This is a genomic window from Rheinheimera sp. EpRS3 (assembly GCF_001513785.1).
GTDB lineage: Bacteria > Pseudomonadota > Gammaproteobacteria > Enterobacterales > Alteromonadaceae > Alishewanella.
This window is the reverse complement of sequence record NZ_LNQS01000009.1, coordinates 86,510-109,285: the sequence shown is the minus strand read 5'-3', so window position 1 is coordinate 109,285 and position 22,776 is coordinate 86,510. Positions and strand designations below refer to the sequence as shown.

At 49.9% G+C, this 22,776-nt stretch carries 4 protein-coding genes; 1 reads left to right on the top strand and 3 read right to left on the bottom strand.

The genetic code is table 11. The annotated features are described in order from the left end of the window. Positions 1–103: 103 nt before the first annotated feature. On the bottom strand, positions 104–706 hold the full coding sequence (locus tag AR688_RS12865; RefSeq protein ID WP_068234432.1) for a DUF6990 domain-containing protein: 603 nt from the start codon (positions 704–706) through the stop codon (positions 104–106). Position 707: 1 nt separating this feature from the next. After that, on the bottom strand, positions 708–4,916 hold the full coding sequence (locus AR688_RS12860) for a hemagglutinin repeat-containing protein (protein ID WP_068234418.1): 4,209 nt from the start codon (positions 4,914–4,916) through the stop codon (positions 708–710). A gap of 74 nt (positions 4,917–4,990) precedes the next feature. On the opposite strand from AR688_RS12860, the gene AR688_RS20725 reads away from it, so the two are divergent. After that, complete coding sequence (locus tag AR688_RS20725; RefSeq protein WP_068234415.1) at positions 4,991–5,896, top strand: integrase core domain-containing protein; 906 nt, start codon at positions 4,991–4,993, stop codon at positions 5,894–5,896. A 557-nt stretch (positions 5,897–6,453) separates the two neighbouring features. Here the strand turns inward: AR688_RS20725 and AR688_RS20210 are convergent. Next, positions 6,454–22,740: a hemagglutinin repeat-containing protein gene (locus AR688_RS20210; protein WP_068234403.1), complete on the bottom strand. Its 16,287-nt coding sequence runs from the start codon at positions 22,738–22,740 to the stop codon at positions 6,454–6,456. Positions 22,741–22,776 lie beyond the last annotated feature (36 nt).

The window sequence follows — 22,776 nt, the reverse complement described above, 5'->3', positions numbered from 1 at the left end:
TTACCTTTTGTTTTTGATTACGGATTCGACACCCATATCAAAACTGGTAACTCTCATCTTTTCAAGTAGATGTGTCAGATCAAGTCGGGACTAATACACTTTATCAAAACTGAACAGGTGATACTAACTCGCCAGATCGGTATTTTTCAGCCAGAGGAATCGCTCGCTCGAAGTACTCTTGCTGAATAATAGGGATAAACTCCATTCGGTCACCGCGCTTAAAAGCATCTAAATAACTTTGTAATTTATCTACATCGCCTTTTAGTACACAGGTCAATATGTGTTTAAACTGCCAACGGGATGGAGGAACTCCACTACGCTTCTCATAATGAATAGCTAAATCGGCAGCTATCACACTTGGCTTACATTGCTGTTTAAACCAATTGATACTGCTTTCAATCATTGCATCCAAGTGAACTTCTTCCACAACTCCCGCTGGGGGTTTAAAGTTTGAGTCCCCCCCTATAAATAAAGGCCGCAGAAAACCATCCTCTTCTTGAAAAACTTGTCTTTGCAGTTCCACATACCAAGGCAAACTCATAGAAGCCATGCACCTCAAGTACTGAGCTCCAAGTCTTCCAGCTACGTTAGGAATAATATCTAGCATCCCATTTTCATCATTCTTTAAATTAAATATCCAGTCACTATCAATTTTCTCAAATTTATATTTACTCTTTAGTGACTTAATCAACTCCGCTTTTTTCAACCTACCCTCCTATACCGTCCGTTTCGACTATTTTCACGGGGATGCCATTAGGATAACCTAAGTCAGCAAAGGTTTGTCCTGGTCTGGCGTCCAGTTGTTTAGCCAGCTTACCGCTAGGAACTGCATCTGGCGGAATCCGATACTGCGGCTTGCCACTAGCGTCCACTCCGACCTGTTCAAATACCTTGGATTGATTTGTGGATAATCCTGCATTGCCAGTTTTAACTTCAATAAAACCCATACTGCCATCTTGCCCCATATGGAATATATCGGGCTTGCATGTTGTTCCGCAATTACCTGTCACCGACCCATCATATACTACAACATCACCCTTGTTCTGATATTGACCACCAATATCCGCAACCTCCGCATTATGATGATCTCGCTTTTCACCAATATCAGTTTTAGGCCTTGGAGACTTAATAGGTTGCTGCTTACCATCTGCATCAATCGTATAGTAACTGCCGTTGCCACTCTCTCCTTGACGCTGATAAACGGTTTGCCCGTCTACAGCATAACCGGTATCTACCGCCTTGCCGCCTCCAGGTCCCGTTATAGTACCATCAGTATTTCGCTGATACCCCTCTGGTAACGGTGAAGAAGCGCCATCGCCTTTTTTAACAAACCCTATACCAGCGCCTAAACCTAGTACTTCAAGGCCGAATTCTGACCCCGCTTGCAGATTAGTTGAGAAGCCGCCATCGACTTCTATTCCCAAAAAGCGCTCATGGGTATCGACGTCAACCCCGGTAGCTCCAGCCGCAACAACTTTCGCAACGCTTTGCTGCAAGTCTCTGATTTGCTCTCCGAGTGCTGTGTCAACAACAATATCTTTTGCAACATCCACTGCGGTTTTAATTACGCCGCCAGTAAGCAGGCCCAATCCAATCATGGCGGCCTGTGCTTCTTCTGCAGGTAAACCAGATACAAACTCTTTTACATTGTTCATACCGAGCAGAACTTTTTGTAGCGGGGTAGGTTTAACACCTGTAATCAGTATTTCAATAGGCTCACCTGGCACAGGTGATGACTGATTATCACTACCACTGCTTGCAGCAGGTGTAATTTTACCATCCCCTATTGCATCGCCATTGGTTAGGATGTCACCAACAACGCTATAAAACGCAGGATTTGTTAACAGCGCTTTAGCAACTGCGGGGTCAACTCCTGACGCAATCAGCAGATCTAGTGTTTTTTCAGCATTATCTTTAAGTGCTGCTGATACATTGGGATTGTCAATGTTATATAAAAACTGGGTTATGTCATTCAGCCCAAGGTTATGTGCAACATCACCAACAGCCTCTTGCACAACTTCTGCATCCTGTGCAATTTGTTCCCGCCCTTCCTCAGTTAACAACCTGTGGTCTACTGTCAGGTCAATATTGCCCTGCTGGCGGTCTACTGCGTACAACTCTTTGTTAATGGCATCAACATCGCGGTTTAAACCTTGTGGCTCAACTTCATTGCCGCCCACGGTGATATTGCCCTGGCCAACAGTGGCTAAGGTTTTATCCAGGCTTTGGCTACTTTGGTTCTGGTAGCTGTAGTTGCTGCTGTTTAACGCTAAATCGGTATTGCTCTGGTTTGGGTCTGCCGGGTTGGCGGCATCACTTACCCCGACACTGCCACTGATACCAAAGCTCTGGTTACTGCTATAGCTACGGTTGCTCAAATCAGTAAAGTTAAAGCTACCGGTGTTCAGGCTTAAGTTGCCGGTGTCATTACCTTGTGCATCCTGTGCCGCAATTAAGGCGCCGGTTAGCTGGGTATGGCCGTTTACATCAATATTAACGGCGCCGCCGGTAATGCTGCTTAGCACCGTTTCGGTGGTTTGGTAACGGCCATTGCTGGCATTAATACCACCATTTACGCTGCTTGTATCACCGCTGCTGCCATCAAAACCTGCACCGCCACTGATACCAAAGCCTTTATTGCTGCCGCTAAAGCGGTCTTGCACCGACTCAAGTAGTAAATCACCGCCAATATCCATGTATACACTGCTGGCACCGTGCAGGTTGCCGCCGATAATATTGGCATCGCCGGTGGTGACGATGTTCAGGTTATCTGCCGTTAAGCTACTGTTGGTGTGTGTGGTTTGTTTATCCTGCTGCTGGCTGCTGTTTAAGCTGGCATTCACCGTTGGCCCGCCTGCTGCGCCCCACACCGTTTGCGCTATGGTCATACTGCCGCTTTGAGTATCGGTTTCTGAGCGCTGCGTATCCTGGCTGGCCAGCACATTAAGCTCGCCGGTAAAGATATTCAGGTTTTGGTTGGCGTTAAGTGCACTGCCCTGAATAAGGGTATTGCCGCTTTGGCCATCGCCTCCGGTAACAATATTGATATTATTGCCGTTAATGGTGGAGGCCACTGAGCTGGTCGCATCCAGGCTGCTGTCGGTTTTACTGGCCGCTATATCCAGCTGTAAGCCGGCATTAAAGCCATAGGTGGCACCGCTTTGCGCTGCCGCTGCGGTTTGTTGTACCAGCAAGGTGCTTTTACTGACCAAGTTAGCACTGGCAGTAGCGATACCTGCCACGTACCAGGCTTCATCACCTTTTACATCGTCCAGCAGGTTACGCAGCTCTACAATGTCGCTGTAATTTACGCCAGGTACTTTGTTCTGATAATCAGCTTCCAGTTGCGCTAAGGTGGTTTCCAGTTGGTCTTTTTCTTTCTGGTATTTACGGTAATCCGCTTCGGCCTGTTTTACCTGGTCTTTAGCGTCATCTACCGCCATCGCCGCCTTTGCAACCTCTACCGCCTGATGTTGCACCACCAGACTGATTTCAGCCTTACCATGCACTTCTTCCAAGGTTTCGCTGTAGCTGCCTGTGGCTTCTTTAACAACAACATCGCCACCAGCTATCAGGTTGACATTGCCTTGAGCATTAATCGCCGAACCTTCAATCTTAATATCTGCAACCGAATCCAGCTGAATACCCTCACCGGCATTTAACTCACTGGCTTTGTGGTGAGTGGCGTTGCTAGCAAAATCGACTTTATCGTAAGTGGCACTGCCCAGGCTCAGTTTTAACTGGCCATTTTCAGCTTTTAACAGCTCGTCCGGCCGGGTCAGCGCTTTTAACGCATCACCGAAGCTGACGCTGATATTTTGCTCACGTGAATAGGTCTCGGTGGTTTCCCTTGCCGCCAGTACCTGAATATCACCAATATCCGTTTTAACCGATATGCCTTTATCCGCATCCAACACCGAGCCAATCACGGTAGCACTGCCGGCATCAATAATAATATTGCCGCTGGCGTTAATGACTGAACTGTCGGCGGTGATGCTGGCTAAACCACTTAACGCTTCTTTGGAGGAGAACAGGCTGCCGCCGCTAAAGAAACCACCGGATTGACTGCGTGACTCACGAATACTGCTTTCTTCACCCGAGGCTACCAGCACTTCGTTAAAGGCGGTTAAGCCGATATTGTCGCCGTTCAGCTCACTGGCCAGGATGGCGATATCGTTACCGGCATTGAGCAGAATATTGCCACCCGCAGTTAACTCAGAGCCTGCCAGCAGCGCATCCTGCGCCAACTCTTCACGGCTTTTTGATTTTAAACCGCCAAAGCTGCTCTTGCTGGTGTGGCTGTAGGCGTAGTCCTGATATGTACCGGCTGTTACGGTAATATCATTACCAAAGGCAATAATATTCTGCTCAGCGTTAAGGTTACTGCCTACCATAGTGATATTGCCGCCAGGCAGTTCAACTACATTGCCTGCCTCATCCACCGTGGCATTTAGCAGGATATTACCGGCAGTAATACTGGTGCCCTGCACTTCTTCATGCAGGCTTACCGTTTCGGTAACTTTTTTCTTAAAAGTACTCTTTTTGGTGGTTTTATCAGCATCGTAATGCGATTCCACCACCGCCAGCAGGTTCATATCGTTACCTGCTGCAAGGGCCGCTATGCCACCGGCATTAAATTGTGCCCCCTCAGACTGCAAATTATTCCCCGCCACCACGCTTAAATTGCCGCCGGCGTCAAAGCTGACTACATCATAAGTGCGGTGCAGTTCTATATCGTGGCCGCCTTTAAAGTACTTCTCGTGGCCGCTGAGTTTTTCTACTGCGCCCAGCAGTACGTCGTTACCGGCATTGAGGCTGATATCGCCTGCGGCGCTGAATTTACTGCCTTGCAGGGTAAGGCCCGTCTTGAAGAAAGCGAGGGCGCGCAGCTTTCTTAGGGCTGAACGCGAGGACAAAGGACGTCCGAGCCGGGAGGACGATCATCAGGGATGTGTATACTCAGAACCCTGCTCAGTGAACTATAGACAACATGCTTTTAAAGTTACTAATTTACATAAGCTTTAGCTTATTGCTGATGCTGAAAGGCTGGTACAGCTGCTTTACCCGAAAACCACAGACAGCACCTCTTTATGCCAAACCCATTACAGCAGTTTTGCCAACACAGCGTTACTACAAAAACCGTAAAAAGCCGCAATGGGTGGTGGACAAGGTGCTCTATTTGGCAGCGATATCTGGCTACGGGGCCGGTAAAGTAGCGGAGTTGTTTAACCAGCGCTACGGCCATAACGGTGATAGCGTGGGGAAAACCTTTGTTTACTATCAGATAAAAAATCAGCAGTACCAGATACGCATTCTGCGCCGGGATATTAAGCACAAGCCACCGCGCACCTTGCCGGTTAACCAAACCTGGGGCATGGATTTAACTACGGTGACACTGAGCAAACAGCAAAAACTCATTCTTGGAATTGTCGATCACGGTTCAAGGCTGAGTATTGCGCTGCGGGAGCTGAAATCTAAACATTCCGATGTGCTGCTTCTTGAGATCTGCCAGGCAATAAGACAATTTGGCTTGCCCAAATTTATCCGGTCGGACAATGAAGCCTGTTTTAATTCATGGTGGTTAAAAAGTTGCCTGAAATTACTCGGCATTAAACACCAAACAACAAAGGTTGCCAGCCCTTGGCAAAACGGCAGAATTGAGCGCCTCTTTGGTACGTTTAAACAGAAATGGCAGCAGCTAAACTTCAACCAATGTGATCTCCAAACCGAGCTGGCGATTTACCGCGCTTGGTATAACCAAATCCGAACTCATCAGAATTTAGGTGGGCTAACTCCTGCCGAAGTATGGCAAGGCAGGCAGAACAAAAATGCAGATAAGGCGCAGTGGGTTAGTGCATGGCAGGGTGTGTTATGTGGTTATTATGTGCCTGATTAGCAGCAACCGTTTTATGGCAGGATAAAAAAACAGCATTCGCACAGGATGCCGCCTTACCCTGCCTGAAATACAGAAAGCGGCTAACCAAATGCAACAGACATAAAAAAATCCGGCGAAAGCGCCAGATTTTTTATGGTTAACAACCGGAAGCTGATTAAATATCCAACAAAATCCGGTTGTTTTTACCCGTCCCCGGTGTGCGAACGGTATGAACGGGACACTTCAGACAAAAAACGGCAGAGTATGGATTGTGTTGGAGCTGAATTCGTGGGGATCCCTCAGGCTCCGACCCCTTTTTCCTCAGCTCCGACCCCTTTTTCCTCTCTAGCTACCCCCCCTTTTGTTCTCTTTTCTCGAAAGCTTTAAATTGACTTTCATTTTTGATAGATACCCGACCAGCATCAACATCAATAAATATATTACGACAAGAGCAACCCATACCCTCCTCTGGATGGCTAGGGATAACATCCCCGCATATAATGCATTCATAGTAGATCCCTTTTCCTACAGGATACCCATGATCTAAATTGAAATTCAGATATCTCCGCTCTTCCATATCAATCTCCGTCAGCCTTTTTTAAATGTCCTGAATCAATTAATTCTTGTACTGTTTTAGGTAATTCGAATTGTACACCACCACCAGGTCGATTAAACCATGGAGCTGCATTTCCAGCATCAACTTGAATAGGAAGAACAACCTCATAAATATTCAAAGGTTTAGTTTCCGATGAATTCGGCAGAGCTCTTAAAGGGAATGGTGTCCCATCTGGAGCAACAAATGTTCCTTGTGGACCTCCATACCTATCAACTTTCACTCCAGGAATTAATGTTGCTGGGGCCGAGTATCCATCAAATCCTCTGTTTGGAGGCCAAATTTCTGCTCCATGCGGGATATCACCAGCTCCGCTGAATTTATTTATACCACTTAATTTTGCCACTCCCCCTAACAAGGCAGCGGGTTCCCATATATAACTGCCTATTTCTCCTACATTGCGGCCAGCCGCCCCGGCAACTGAATCAGGGTTACCAAATGGTGTGCCATAACCAATTAATGAGTCATATTTTGCTGTAAATGGATTAACGCCACTTGCTGGGTAATTGTATATGTTCATGCCAAACTGTAATGTCTGGTATGTAGCATCCAGTAAGCTTGCACCACCCCATAACATTGCATCGAGGCCATCTCCAACGGGAGCATCTGGCGATAAACCTAAACTCTGACGTAACTGTGTATTTTGATTTTGGTAAAAACCTATCGCACCATTAAAGTCTATCTCACTACCAAAAGCCGGTATAGTTTCATTTTGCGAAGCCGCGTACTGGCCTCTGTTAATGCCCGTTTCCAGGCTCTGGTCGGCGTATTTCTGCCCTTCATCGTAGTAGTCATTCAGTAAACCACCCAAGGAATTAAACTCATTTTGCTGCTCGGCAAAACTCTTCTCCGGCATCGGTGGCGCATCAGCTATCTGGTGATTGTCTTCCGGTAACTGCCCTTGGTTTGCCAGTGCTCCGTCTTTTATCTGGGCTATTCCCGCCAGCATTTTTTCCGCAAGTTCCCGCTCTGCAGCACTGTCGCTGTTTTGCAGCCGCTGAAGCAGTTCGGGATTGTTTTTCACTGCTTCGTCAAACGCAATCAGCTCTTTCGGCGATAACCCCCCGAGGTTTTCAATAAAGTAGCTCACTGCCGCTATCGCATCATTGATGGCACCCGGCGTTTGCTCCAGGGCGTCCAGGCTGGCATTCAGTAACCCCATGTAAGCTTCCGGGCTGCCTATGCTGGCAACATTATTCCGCCACTTATTCAGTTGCTGCTCTGGGTTCTCTACCAGATTACCCAAACTATCCAGCGCTGTGGTGCTGGCGTACAGGTTCACATCCTTGCTGTCGTCTTTGGTGATTTCCTGCGCAATACTGGTATCGCGGTTTAAGTCGCTCAGGTCTTGTTGTGGGTTATCCCGCACAATAATGTTGCCTTCGCCCACCGTGGCGCGGTTAATTTGCTCTTTGTCGTGGTTACTGTAATTACCACTGGCGTTGTAGTTGGTGTTGCTCTCTTTCTGGTTAGTGCTGGTGTCATCACCTATGGTAAAACCTACATTCAGGTAGTAGCTTTTCTCTTTGTCATGGTCGGCTATGTCGGTATACGCCAGGCTGCCGGTATCCAGGGTTAAGTTACCCTGGTCATTACCGTTTTCATCGATATTGGCAATCACGGCACCGTCTATCTGGGTATGGCCTTCGGTGCGGATATTGACTGAGCCGCTGCCAATAATGCTGCTTTGCTCATTAACCCAGGCACTGCTGCCTTCGGTTTCGCCATAGCCAACACTGGCACCACCGCTGGCACCAGCACCTACCGTGATATTGGCGCTGACATCCCAACGGTCACCTTCTACCTGGCTGGTGTTTTGCACAGACGCCACGGTTAAATTACCGCCGATATCCATATCCACATCGGTTGCTGCCAGGTTGCCACCGGCTATAGTGGTGTCGTTGCCACTTTTTACCGTCAGGTTATTGCCTGCCGTAATATGGCTGTTGCTGTGGTTCGTGCCTTCGCGGTCTAGCTCGCCTTCGCCCATGGCCATATTGGCAGTAAAGCCAACGCCGTTAGAGCCAAAGTTCGCTCCCGCCCCTGCGCTTAAATGGCTGTCTTCGCTGTTGCTGCTAAACTGGTTTTCGGCCGCTTTGATAATAATGTCGTTACCGGCTGTCAGCGCTACGCTGTCATCGCCGTTAATGTCACTGCCTATAATGGCTAAATCGTTGCGGGCATTTACGTTAACGTTACCACCGGCATTCAGGCCACTGCCCATTGCATCTGTGTTCTGCGTGTCCAGCTCGCTGTCTGACTGGCTGAACCCGGCCGTTAAACTGACATTACTGGTACTGGCATTCAGGTTTAAGCCTACCTGCAGATATTCGGTATTATGCTGGCTGCCACTGCTGTTTTGCGCGGCGAGAACACTGATATTTTCGGCATCAACGTTAATGTTGCCTATCGCATTAACCTGGGCCCCTTCAAACAAGGCATCGCCACCGGCGTTAACCGTAACATTGCCACCGGCCGTTAAGCTGCTGCCTTTGGCGATACCTTGTTGCACGGTGTTGGTAGTGGTTGTCGTGGTTTGGCCTAAATGCGCACCGGCACTTGGGCCAGCGTTATTCAGGGTGTCGGCCGCCTGCATTACCGAACTGGCAACACTGACCGCATCACCACCCTGGCCTAAATTACTGATGGCATCGACGGTATTACCAATATTGTAATTAGCGCTTACCGTTAAGCCGTCGCGGATACTGCTATGCTCGGTTTGCTGGTTAAACAGCTCTTGCGCAGTAACAATGCTGATATCTTTTACTGCACTGAGGCGGATATCATTTACCGCAGCAATATCGCTGCCCGATATCAGCAGGTCATTACCGGCATTTAGCTGCACATTATTTGCCGTTAATACACTGCCCGTTTGGGTAGTGCTGTTACTGGTTAAGGCATCTTTTTGTGTGTCGTCACCGGCAAATACGCTTAAGGTATTGCTGTCTGCGCTGATGGCAATACCGGTTTTGGTTTCAGTTTGGCGGCTGTAGCTGCTGTTACTGCCCTGGCCGGTTAACACATTAATATCCCGCCCGGCATCCAGCAACAAATTACCCCCGGCATGCAGCTCAGAGCCTACTATATTGACATCGCGGCTGGCACTCAGTGCCATATTGTCTTTCGCGGTAAAGACGCTGCCAACATAGTCGGTTTGAATAGTGCGGTTTTCATTCGCGGTTTCTTTGGCGACCGATAAAAAGTTATCGCTAAAGCCAAGCGCCAGGCCGTTACGGCGGGTTTCCTGATACAGCGAGGTTGTTTCGGTATCGCCCAGAATATTAATATCTGCCGCTTTGGCACCTTCATTACCAAAACCGGCTTGTGCCACGATATTGTCGGCGTTAATACGCCCAGCCAGCACGTTAATATCGTTCTGGGCTAACAACACCATATCGCCACCGGCATTTAATTCGGCATGGCCCAGGTACTGCACATCGGTTTCGCTGATTTTGGTAGAGCCGAACAAACCACCAAACATGCTTTTTTTCTTCACATGGTTTTCAGCCTGCCATTCTTCACCGGAGACAATATTTAACTCGCCGCCGCTGTAGGCCACCATATTGCCGCCAGCCTGAACGTAAGTGCCTTCGAGCAACACATTGCCGGAATTAAGCAGTTGCAGGCCATCATCGCTTTGCTGCGCATTCAGGCTGACATTGCCACCGGCAACAATTACCGAGCCCTGATGCTCGGCACTGTAGGTTTCATCGATATAAACGGTTTTCTTAAAGGTGCTTTTCTTAGTGCGTTTATCAAGATCTTCGTGATATTCCACTACACCCAGCAAGTTCATCTCATTACCCGCTGCCAGCTCAACATCGCCAGCAGCGGCAAACACCGCCCCCTCAGACTGCAAATTATTCCCCGCCACCACGCTTAAATTACCACCAGCGTCAAAACTGACGACATCATAAGTGCGGTGCAGTTCTATATCGTGGCCGCCTTTAAAGTACTTCTCGTGGCCGCTGAGCTTTTCTACTGCGCCCAGCAGTACGTCGTTACCGGCATTCAGGCTGATATCGCCTGCGGCGCTGAATTTGCTGCCTTGCAGGTCAATATTATTACCTGCTGTCATGCTCAGGCTGTCGTTAGAAATAATTTGCGGTGCTTTACCTACCGAGGTGTAGGTAGTGCTGTTGCCGTTGTCAAAGTTAACCGTGTGCTGGCTAAACTCGGTGCGGTTAATAATATCGCCACCGGCATCTAACAGCACATGGCCGCCGCTTAGCAGGTTTTGGTTAATAAGATTATTACCGGCGCTAATGCTTAATACATCATTGCCGGTTAAGCTGCCAAGGTTAGTAAAGTCACCGCCAATATCCAGCCATAGCGTGTCGCTTTGCAGGTTCATATTGTTGGTAAAATCGCCACCCAGTTGCAGGCCCAGCAGGTTTTCACTGTCGAGAAAGCCAAAGTTGCCCATATTAAGGCCGCCTTCACTGCGCAGAATTAACCCTTCACCGGCAGCGATGCCGCTGTCGATGTTAAAACCGGCATCAGCAGTAATATCGATAGTACCGCCTGCACTTAAGGTTACGCCGTCGGCCAGTAAATCGTTCTGGCTGATAGCGGCGTACAGGGCTTGCTGGCCTTTATTAATGGCGTTAGCGTCGAAGCCTAAATCTTCAGTAAGTACGCGCATTTGCTCGTCGGTAATAAACACATTCTGGCCTGCCTGCTGCCCGGTAGCGCTATTACCTTGTGTGGCAGTTTGTGTAGCGCTTTGTTGCTGCGCACTATTTTTCTGCTGCGCGAGCGTGCCCTGCTGGTTATCTACCAGGCCTTTGATAATGAGATCGGGGTTATAGTCGCCATTGCCGGCGATATTACCGTTGCCGACCAGGCCGCCACCTTGTTGCTGGCCGGGGCCCTGTGGTGCAGTGCCTTGCGACACCCGCAAGCTGGCTGCCATATCCGGTGACATAAAACCAATACCCTGCGCGGCGATACCCGATTGCATAGCATCAGCCTGCTGGCGTGCAGGATCAGTTACCTGCACATTGCGCACGTCGCCCTGAGTGGCCACTAACTGCGCCGAACCCACGTTTAGATCATTGCCATGCAACAGATCACCGGCATTAAGCTGGCGATTGTCGCTGCTAACAGCCGTTATTTGCTGGGTGGGGTTATTTACAGCGATATTAGCTGCCGTACCGGCATCAGGATTAACCGCCAGTTGCACAGCGTCAACGCCGCTGACATCTGTATTCAACCCGGCCTGTTGCTTAGATTGCAGCGTTGCACTACCAACTTGCCCTACCTGCTGTTGCTGGCTTTGCAGTGCGGTGTTATTGGCTACTGTCTGCCCTGCAGCATCCAGCGTATTAATCTGCCGTGCGGTAGTGCCAACTACCTGATCAATGCCTACATTATCCAGCTGGCTGCCCGGTTGCACGCCGGTATGGTTAACATTGCTGTCACGCCATTCGGCATCAACAGTACCGCTATTACCGGCAGTGACACCATTGGCAGAGCGGTTGGCACCGCTGGTATTCTGGCTAGTACCATTATTGCGGTTAACGGCAACGGTACTGCTATTGCTGGCACCGGCGTTACTACCACGTGAAGCACTACCACTGCTGCCATTGGCTGCAGTAGACACGCCCGATACCAGATTGCCGTTTAGCGGGCTGGCATTGTTTAACTCTACCTTGTTTTTTAATGAACCAGAAATACCATTACCAGCATAAACAGTGCCGACACTGCCGCCTGTATAGGTTGTTTCGTTGTATTCATCTACTTTTACAGGGGCACCAGAGCCATAGCCCGGCCCAGGCTCCATACATCCTCTGTCAGTAATACCCACCAGGCAACCAACTGTCATGGTTTCCTCATACACTTCTACCTGATGCACTTGCTGGTTAGACGCTGAGTTGCCAATAAAATTGATACCACTAACCACCAGGTTATTACCGGCAGAAATCGTGCTGTAGTTATTGGTAATATGGCCATCAAGATACATATCTCTGCCTGATGCGATAATACCGGCAGTACCAGATAGTTGTGCACTATAGGTTGTTGTAGTGCGTTTTTCTGTGGTTGATGTAATTATTTGCTTTGGCCCATACTGGTTGTAGCTGGAAGGGTCCCCATCGACATAGGTATGTCTGGTCGTTACAGCTCCATCAACAAACTCAACGGTGCCGGTATGATCATTCAAAATAGTGCCGCTAATGCTTAAGTCTCTCGCCGCAGCTATAGTACCGCCGGTATTGGTTACCGTGGCGCCTGAAATAATAGCGTCCTGATTGGAGTAAATATTGGCGGTATTGCTGACATTACCGTCGATGGTTAGCAAATTACTGGCAAACAGCAGGTTGCGGTTGTCGATATTGCCATTAATATCTAAATGGCTACCCGCAGCTATGGTGCCAGTGTTGGTAGTATTCGCGGCATTTAGCGTTAATACCGCATCGCTGCTGACAATACCATTATTGGTTAACCGGTTAAGGTCGAGCACAGCATTACCACCAGAGCGGATCACGCCAGTGGCATTATTAGTTAGCTCTGCAGCATCTACATTTAATGTACCGCTGGCAACAATATTGCCGCTATTTGTGATATTGCCATTGCTGTTTAACTGCAGGTTACGGCTGGCACTTAGCAGCTCACCATTTTGCAATACTATACTGTTATCGCTGTTAAGCAGCAGATCGCGGCCATAAATCTGGCCGGCAGACAGGCTGTTTACTGCAATAGCAACAGTGCCGTCAGATTGCACTGTGCCGCTGGTGTTATTCAGTGTGCGCACGTCCAGATCTACTGCTGTAGCACCGCTTATAGTACCGCTGTTGGTCAAAGTACCGATGCTGTCGATATCCACTTTACCGCCACGGCTGGCCAGCGTGCCGCTATTGGTAAGGTTAGTACCCGTTAGGGTAAACAGGTTGGCAGCAGAAATAACCCCGGCATTATTAAGCGCGCTGCCGCTATTGAGGCTGATACCACCATTACTGATAATCCGTGAATTTATCGCATCATTGGCTACCGAGCTGGCAGTAATGGCCAGATTACCGCTGCCGGCCAGCAGGATACTGCCATTGTTATTGTCCAGCGCAGCGGTATTGAGTGTCAGGTTAGTGCCATTGGCAGCAATGTGCCCGTTGCGGTTATGTAAAGCACCGCTTTGAATACTGCTTGAACCGCTACCCGTACCGATAACCTGTCCGTTGCTATTGGTAAGGGTGCCACTGCTGGTAAGCTGATATTGGCTGGCAGATAACACGCCATAGCTGTTATCCAGGTTGCCCTGTGCCGTAGCCACTAACTGGCCAGCGCTTTGCACCAGGCCTGATTGCTGGTTTAAATGGCTGGCGCTTTGCAGTGTCAGAACACCATTACCACCGTGCTTGATTTGACCATTGCTGTTATTCAGCTCGCCACTGCGGGTAATAAGGCTGAAGTTATTATTGGTTGCCTGAATAACACCGTTGTTATTGCTCAGGCTGGCCGCACTGATTTGCGCATTATTAGTGCCCGTTGAGGTAATAACACCGCCGTTATTGTTTAGCGCAGCCGAAGTCAGGCTAAGGTTTTGCCCTTGCAAACTGCCGCTGTTAGTCACGCTACCTGCGGTATTAATGGTCAGATTGCCATCACTTAGCAGGCTGCCGCCCTGGTTATGCAGCGCACTGTTTACCTGCATATTGCCTTTGGTATACAGCTGGCTGTTGTTGGTAAAGGTACCACTGCCGTTGATCAGCATACCCTGTTCAGCATAAACGGTGCCGGCACCGATAATACTGTTTTGAATGGTAGCCAAACCTGCGCTGGCAATACTGCCACCGGTATTGTTGATGCTGCCGTTATTGCCAAGCAGTAAGTTGCCCGTGCCGGCATGAATAATGCTGCCACTGTTGCTCAGGTTGCCGCCAAAGCTCATATCACTGGCATTGTTATACAGGGTGCCGCTGTTGGTTAGCTGTGCCACATTAAGCTGCAAGCTGTTGGCCGCAGTGGCAGCGTTAATCAGCACACCGCTACCCTGGTTTTGCAGCGTATTACCGGTATAACTTGCGGTATTGCTTTCAATGCGGCCGCTATTTTGCAACAGGTTAAAGCCGGATACATTCAGGTTATTGGCCGACCAGGTACCGCTGTTGCTAACGTTGGCAGCCTTTACCAGCGCATTATTGCCGGCATACAGTAAATGGCTGTTATTTACACTGGCAGCGTCCAGCTGCAGGTTGTTCGCAGCAGAAATGCTACCCGCGTTGGTAATAGTATTGCCGGCAGCATTAAGCGTAATATTGTTGGCTACCAGCACGGCACCGGCCTGGTTAGCCAGAGCAGAATTAAGCTGCAGCTGTTGCTGTGCCTGCAAAGTACCGCTGTTGCTAACATTACCGGCGTTTATCACCAGATTGGCATTTGACGCTATGGTGCCGGTATTGGCTAAATTACCCGCCTGAGACAAGGTAAAAGTACCTGAGCCCAGATGTAACAGTTTGCCGTTGTTGTTATTCAGGCCCTCGAGAGTAAAATCCCAGTTGCGGCTATGGCTGGCAAGGGTACCGTTGCTGTTGTTTAACTGCGCAACGTTAGTTAGCTGCAACGAGTTGTCGTTGGTGTCGGTGGCAAGAATAACACCGTAACTGTTGTCCAGCGCGGCAGCACTTAATGCCAGTGTCTGGGCGTTAATCACCCCTGCTGTGTTATTAATACTCTGCCGGGCATTTAGCTGCGCCGCTGTGGCCTGTATGGTTCCGGCGCTGTTGTCAATTTGCTGTGCGCTGGCGACAAGGTTGCCTGCGGCTTGCAATAAGCCCTGGTTATTGGTAAGCCCGGTAGCTACTGTCAGCTGTAGATCAGCATTAGCGGCTAAGGTGCCCTGGGTATTATCAATACTGTCTGCGGCAATATTCAGCGTATCTGCAGCAAACAAGGTACCCTGATTATTGCTCAGTGCGCCGGTCAGTTGCATATCGATATTATTGGCAACCAGGTTGCCATTATCGTTATTCAGGGCACCACCGCGAAGGTGTAGTGTGCTGCCGCTTTCTATCCGGCCGGCATTATTGCTAAGTTGGCCGGCACTGATGCTGGCATCAGCCAGCGCTGAGATTTGGCCGGCATCGTTAGTTAAACCGTCGCTGCTAATACTCAGCTGACCGGCACTGCCTTGCTGGTAAATCGTGCCGGCATTATTGTTTAGTAGCGCCGTGCTGATGTCCACAGCCCCGCCCTGCAGCAGGCCGGCATTGTTGCTCAGCTGGGCTGCTGTTATTGTCAGGTCAGCGGCAGCAACAGTGCCGTCGTTATTATTAAGCGTGCTATCTACCCGCAGCAGTAAACTGCCATCGCCCTGCTGGTAAATCAGGCCGGACGTGTTATTTACGCTGCCTGCCGTTATCTGCATATTACCGGCGGTGGTCAGTATGCCGTCAAGGCTGTTATCTATCGCACCGCTGATAGCCAGCTGATAGTGTTGCCCGGCAGCAGAAATTTTACCGCCCTGGTTAATCAGGCTGTTACCACTGATATTCAGCTCGCCACCGGCATGCATCACACCGGCAATATTGCTGATGTCAGTACCCGCAAGCTGCAGATCTGTCGTCGCCTGCACGACGCCCTGGTTGTTATTCACCACACCGGCTAATGCTACCGCGCCCTCACTGAGAATGCGCCCCTGCTGGTTATTCGCCAGTGCACTGATATTTAGTGTGCCATTACCCAGCAACACCACATCGCCTTGCTGATTGTTCAGCACAGTATTCAGTTGCAAAGTATTGCCACGGCTTTGGATCAGGCCGCGCTGGTTGTTCAGTTCAGCAGCGTTGATTTGCAGCGCGCTGTCGGTGGCCAGTGCCGCTATAGTGCCATCGGTATTATTAAGCTGGTTAGCACTGATAAACAGGTTATCACCCAGCAAATTTCCGCTGTTGCGCAGTTGCTCTGCCGCCAACTCAACGGTTGAGGCCTGTATTAAACCGCTGTTGGTTAACTGCTGTGCCGTCACAGCTAATACTGTGCCGGCACCTATTTCACCACTATTGTTAAGCGCATTCAGCGTCAGTTGCATCTGGCCGGTGCCGTGCTGCAGTATTAAGCCATCGGCATCATTGAGCAGGCTCTGGGCTGTCAGTGTCATATCGCCCTGGCGGGTATACAGCACACCACCACTGTTATCTAACACCGTATCCAGATTAACCGTTAAGCCGCTGCCTGCCAGTATCTCACCACTACTGTTGTTCAGCGCGCCGGCCTGTACCTGCAGTTGTTGCTCGCTTAACAACTGCCCCGCAGTGTTATTTACCACGTAAGGCGTTACCAGTGTTAAAGCACCAGTTGCTATAATCTGACCGTCATTATTATTCAGGGCAATACCATCTTGCTGGCCTTGTAAATCCAGGCTGAGTTCACCCTGGCTTACCAGCACACCGTCAGCATTATTCACATAACCCGCATTGAGTTGCAGGCTGTCGGCTGCTTCTATTACCCCGCTTTGGTTGTCCAGCATTGCGGTCTGCACCAGCACATTCTGGCCACTTAACAGGCCCTGATTGCTCAGTGCATCTGCACTTAGCTGCAGTGTTTGCCCGGCACTGATTTGCCCGCCTTCATTCAGGCTAAGCTGCCCGGCAGCGATACTGACCAGACCGTGACCGGCGATAACCCCATCGCCCTGCAGTAATTCTGCTGCCTGCACGTCCAGTTGCTGCCCGGTACTGACAATAATGCCTCCTGCATTAAGCAGGCGGCCGGCCACTTTCAGTTCAGCGGTAGCGCCCTGGTTGCTTAGCTCACCGTTACGGTTATCCAGTGCTGTAATATCCAGCAGCAGATTACCGCCGTTACGGATAACGCCACCGTTATTGTCCAGCTCAGCGCCGCTGATATTTACCGCACCCTGCGCCTGCAATACCCCTTCGCGGTTTAGCACCTTACCGGCGATGGTTAGTGCATTGCCTGCATACACCGTACCCTGCTGATTGGATAACTGTGTCAGCTGCAATTCGCCGCTACCGGCATGGACCAGCGTGCCGGTATCATTATCCAGTGCATCGCGCAGTATCAGGTTTTGGCCATGGCTTTGAATATGGCCACGGTTGACAATGCCATTAGCGACGTCAAGTTGCAGAGATTCACCCACAGTACCGGTGGCCAGCAACAGGCCCTCATTGACCAGTTGCGTGCTGCTAAGCCGGGCATTGACCGCTTGAATAGTGCCACTGTTAGTCAGGCTGTCGGTTACAACAATCAGCGTAGCGGCATCCACCAGGCCACTGTTGTCAAGCTGTGCCGCATTGATGTTTAACTGCTGTGCACTATGCAGTGTGCCACCGTTATTTGTTATAACACCGCTGGTAAGCTGCAGGCTCTGCCCGGCTAACTGGCTGATAATACCGTTATCGTTATTGAGGGTGCCTGCAGTGATACTGGCATTGCCGTCAGTGATGATAAGCTCGCCCTGGCTGTTATCCAGTGCCTGCTCTACCTGCAGTAACAGGCTGTCGTTGGCCACTATCAGGCCGGCGTTATTGCTCAGATTAGCCGCCTGGATTTGCAGTTGGTCACTGAACAAACGGCCATTATTATTGTTCAATGCTGTAACAAAGATGTCTGCCTGCTCAGCCTGAATAAGCCCCTGATTATTATTGACAGTGTCGGCAGTCAATAATAATGCACCTTCAGATATAATTTGGCCCGCCTGGTTATTCAGGCTATCCAGTACGTCAAGGTGCAGTACACCAACGCCCGACTGCGCTATCGTGCCAGAATTGGTTACCCCGGTGCCGGTAAGGGTTAAGTTGCCCTCACTAAAAATGGTACCACTGTTGTTCAACAGAGTGCTGTTCAGCACCAGCTGTTGCTGTGCCGCAATCAGCCCGCTGTTATTTGTATTGGTTGCCCCCAGTTGCAGATTAGCCGCCTCAATAGCACCACTATTGGCCAGCGTATCAGCCTGAATATGTAATTCTTGCGCACTTAGCTGGCCTGCTGACTCAAGCTGCTGCGTTTCAAGCCATAATGCATCGTTACTGGCGATAACGCCGTCTGCACCATTAGCTATGCTTTGCGCTGTCATCAGCAAACGGCCACTACCGGCATGAACCACATTACCGGCGGTATTGAGTAAACTATCTGCGACTATTACGGCTTCACCACCTGCGCTGTACAGTACCCCCCCGCGGTTATCTAGCTGCTCGGTTACAGCAACACTCAGGCTGCTGCCTTGCTGAGCTAAAGACAGTACCTGGCCGCCACGGTTATCCAACTGGTTACTGCTTAAACTAATAGCCTGTGCCTGTAACTCACCACTACGGTTAGCCATGGTTTCAGTTTGTATCGCCAGATTACCTGCGCTGTATATCGTGCCGTGCTCATTCGTTAATACCTGCTGGCTGTCGATATTCAACAATCCGGAACCTAAGTTCAGTAATTGCCCGTCAGTGTTATCCAACTGCTGCACAGTCAGGTGCATGTCTGCTGCAGCCATTAACAACCCGTGGTGGTTATTTAACGCTGCAGCCTGCAAATTCAAACTATCCGAGGTCTGTATCGCACCATCACTGTTATCCAGTTGTGCTGCGTTAAGCAGTAAAGCCTGCTGCGCTATCAACGAACCGCTGCTGTTATTAATATTACCGCCGTGAATATTCAGCCGGCCCGCAGAATATATTTCGCCACTGCTATTATTCAGCTCAGCCAGAAACTCCAGTTGCAGCACGCCAGTACCCAGATGGTAAATTTGCCCTTGCTGGTTATTAAGCTGCACATTAGTCAGGCTAAGGTTTTCACCATGGCTTTCGATGCGGCCCTGATTGTTCAGCACGTCAGTATTCAGAACCAGAGAGTCGCCTTGCTGGCCGGCAGCCAGTAAGGTGCCGGCGTTGTTCAGTGATTGGGTTGTTAACTGAAGTTGCTGCCCTTCTATTCTGGCCTGGGCATCATTGCGCAACGTCGTCGCAGTAATATTTAACGCTCTGGCACTGATTACGCCCGCCGCGGTATTTTGCAACTCTGTGGTGTGTATATTCAGCTGCCCGCCAGCAGCTACTGTGCCCTCGGCGTTATTAAGCAGCCCGGTGTGTAATTGCAGGTTATCACCGGCCAGTAACTGGCCGCTGTGGTTATCGGTACTGCCCTGCACCTGAGCACTAAACGAATTAACGCCTTGTATTACACCAGAGCGGTTATTTAGCTCTGTCGCTCTTAGCTGCAGCGTCTGCTGGCTGTTGATAACACCATCAAGGTTGGTTAACTGCCCGGTGTTGATATTCAGCTCTGTGGCTGCCAGCAGTTGCCCGCCGGTGTTGTCCAGCGTATTGCCGGTTATATTAAGTGTCTGTGCTGAGATAACGCCGCGTAGGTTAGCCAGCAAAGGGCTGTGTAAATTCAGCTCATTCTGCACCAGAATCATGCCGTCGGTATTCGTTAGCTGCTCTGTGCTTAGTAGCAGCTTATCTGCCAGAATCTGGCCGGCACTGTTGTTTACCCCTGCTGCGGTAATACTGACATCGCTCACTGCTGCGATATAACCCGCCTGGTTATTCACATTGTCTGCAGTTAACAGCAACTGGCCGTTAGTTTGAATTTGCCCCTGCTGGTTTTGCAGTGCCGCGGCACTTAACTGCAGGCTGCCATTGTTGCCTGCCAGTACAATATTGCCCGCGGTATTGTCCAGTTGCTGGCTGGTTATTACCGCAACGTCAGCAGCACTTTGAATAATGCCCTGCGCACTGTTATCAATAGCCTGGCTAAAGTTTAATGTCAGGTTGTTACCGGCTGCTGAGAACGCGCCAATGTTACCGGCCCGGTTGTTCAGGTAAGCGCCATGTAATGTTACCTGTTGTGCGCCAATCACACCCTGCTGATTATTCAGCCTTGCAGCAGCCGCGTTGATATCTGTGGCGCTGATTTCGCCCTGCTCATTATTAAGCAAGGGAGTATTTACCCGCAGGCTGCCACCGCTATGGATCAAGCCTTGTTGATTACGCAACTGCCCGCTGGCAGTGATGGTTAAACCATCAGCGCCGGACAACAGCAATGAGCCCTGATCATTAATAAGCTGTTGAGTACTAAGGCTTAGCTGTTGGCCTTTAGCCAATATAAAGCCCTGGCTGTTATCCAGTGTATCGGTAATCTTTAACTGCAAACTCTGGCCAGACTCGCCCAGTGCAGCAATACTGCCCTGCTGGTTATTCAGCTGCTGTGCCATTACGTCCAGCGAAGTAGCCTGTATATTGCCGGCCTGGCTATTAATACTGGTCGCGCTAAGCTGAAGCTGCTCTGCGCTAAGGGTACCTTGCTGGTTCTCTATCTGCGGGGCTGCCAGCGCCATATTGCCGTTACTCAGTATCTGGCCACCACGGTTGGTTAACTGCCCGGCCGCCTGCAGTGAAATATTGCCCTGCCCCAGATGATAAATTTGCCCTGCATCGTTATTAATGTTTGTTGCAGACAATGCGGCATCGCCGCTAAATTGCAACAGACCGCCCTGATTATCCAGCGCCTTATTAATATTAAGTGCAGCGGCCTGTTCACCGGCAAACAACATATTGCCGGTGTTATTTAATGTATCTGCAGTTACATCAGAGCCGGCCAACAGTTGTAAAGTCCCGCTGTTGATAATATTTGTTGCGCTAATGTCGGCATTACCGGTACTTAACCAGTCGGTATTATTGCGTATTTCACCTGAGGCAATAACGTTGGTGGCACCGTCCGCAGCCAGTAAGCCACCGCCTAACAGCAGGTTTTCACCGCTGAAGTTAAAGCTACCGTCTGTACCGGACTGATATACCATGCCATCAAGCAAGTTAAACTGTTGTGCATTGATATTAAGTTGCTGCGCCTGAATATGACCGGCACTCTGTGCCGTGTTGGCATCTAATGCCAGACTGGTGCTATTTATAACGCCCTGGTTATTAAGCGATTGTGCAGAGATATTTGCGACACCACCCTGTAACAGCGCACCGGCCCTGTTCTGTAGCTGGGTAGCTGCCAGCGTTTGCTGGCCCTGGCTGATAATGCGGCCCTGGTTAACCAGCTCACCGCTAATAGTAACTTGCTGCGTGGCACTTTGCTGCCACTCGCCCTGCAAATTAACACCGGCAATCAGATCGCCACTTTGTTGCATGCCGGAAGCGACCACTTGCATAGCGTCTGCAGCAGCAATGACACCGCTGTTATGCAGTGTACCTGCCAGTTCAATATTTACATTCTGGCCATAGGTCGTGCCGCTGGTAACAATATCGGCCTGCTGTGAGTGTAGTGCCAGGTTACCACCGGCAACCGTATCTTTTAGCTGCAATTGGCCATCAGCGCTAAGTTGTAAACTATCAACGCTGTTAATCAGCCCGTCACTTCGTACCCCCAAACCTTTTTCGGTACCAATCAGGCTAATACTGTTGGCATACATGGCGCCCAGCGCTGAAGCATCTAACGCAAACTGATAAGCAGAATGACCAGCGGCCTGCTCTGCATTTGCCTGCACCTGACCGGTGCGAAAATCGTAGTAATTGCTACCGGTACGAATATTCAGCTCATCGGCATACAGCGCAGCATTGAGCTGCATGGCACGGGTGAGGATGTCAAACTTGCTGACATTCGACGCATTAAGGCCTGCGCCGTCGATACGCACATCACCACCGGAGATATTAATGCCGATCAGTTCACCGTTTAACAGATCAGGGATACCGGTAGCCAGCACAACACGTGGCGTATTAATAAAACCACAGCCGTTACAGGTAATGCCATTAGGATTTGCCAGCACAAACTCTGCCGCATCTCCCAAAACCTCGGTATAGCCCAGTAAGCTGGAACGGCTACCGCCGGTTACTTCGGCCAGAATAAGGCCGGCGGTACCGCCGGTAAGACGACGGTTACCGTCAGTCCAGCCGCCCAGTACAGAAATCAGTGGATCTTTGCTGTTATTAAGGATCAGGCCTTGTGCCGGCACATTAAAATGATTAAACCGGTTATGCGACACACCGCGCTGGCTGGGGGCGGCAATATCAACAACTGTTGTCCCATTAGCCGATGTTTTAATGCCGGCTTGTTGTCCATTTGCCAGGCTGACACCTGTGCTTGTCGGCGCGGTTGCCTGCGCCGCGGTTTGTGCAGTTCTCACCTGTGCAGCGGCCAGTTGTTGCCGCATACGAACCATCTCGCGCTGCTCTGTAGCCTGCTTTACAAGATGCTCGTTAGCTGTGCGCTCCATACCATGCGCAGCAAAAATAACCGGATTACCCGCCATTACCAGGATCAGGGTTCTGGCAACTATGACACGCCATTTCATGGTTAACATGCTCGCTTCCTTACTTAAAAACTTTTTATTTAAAAA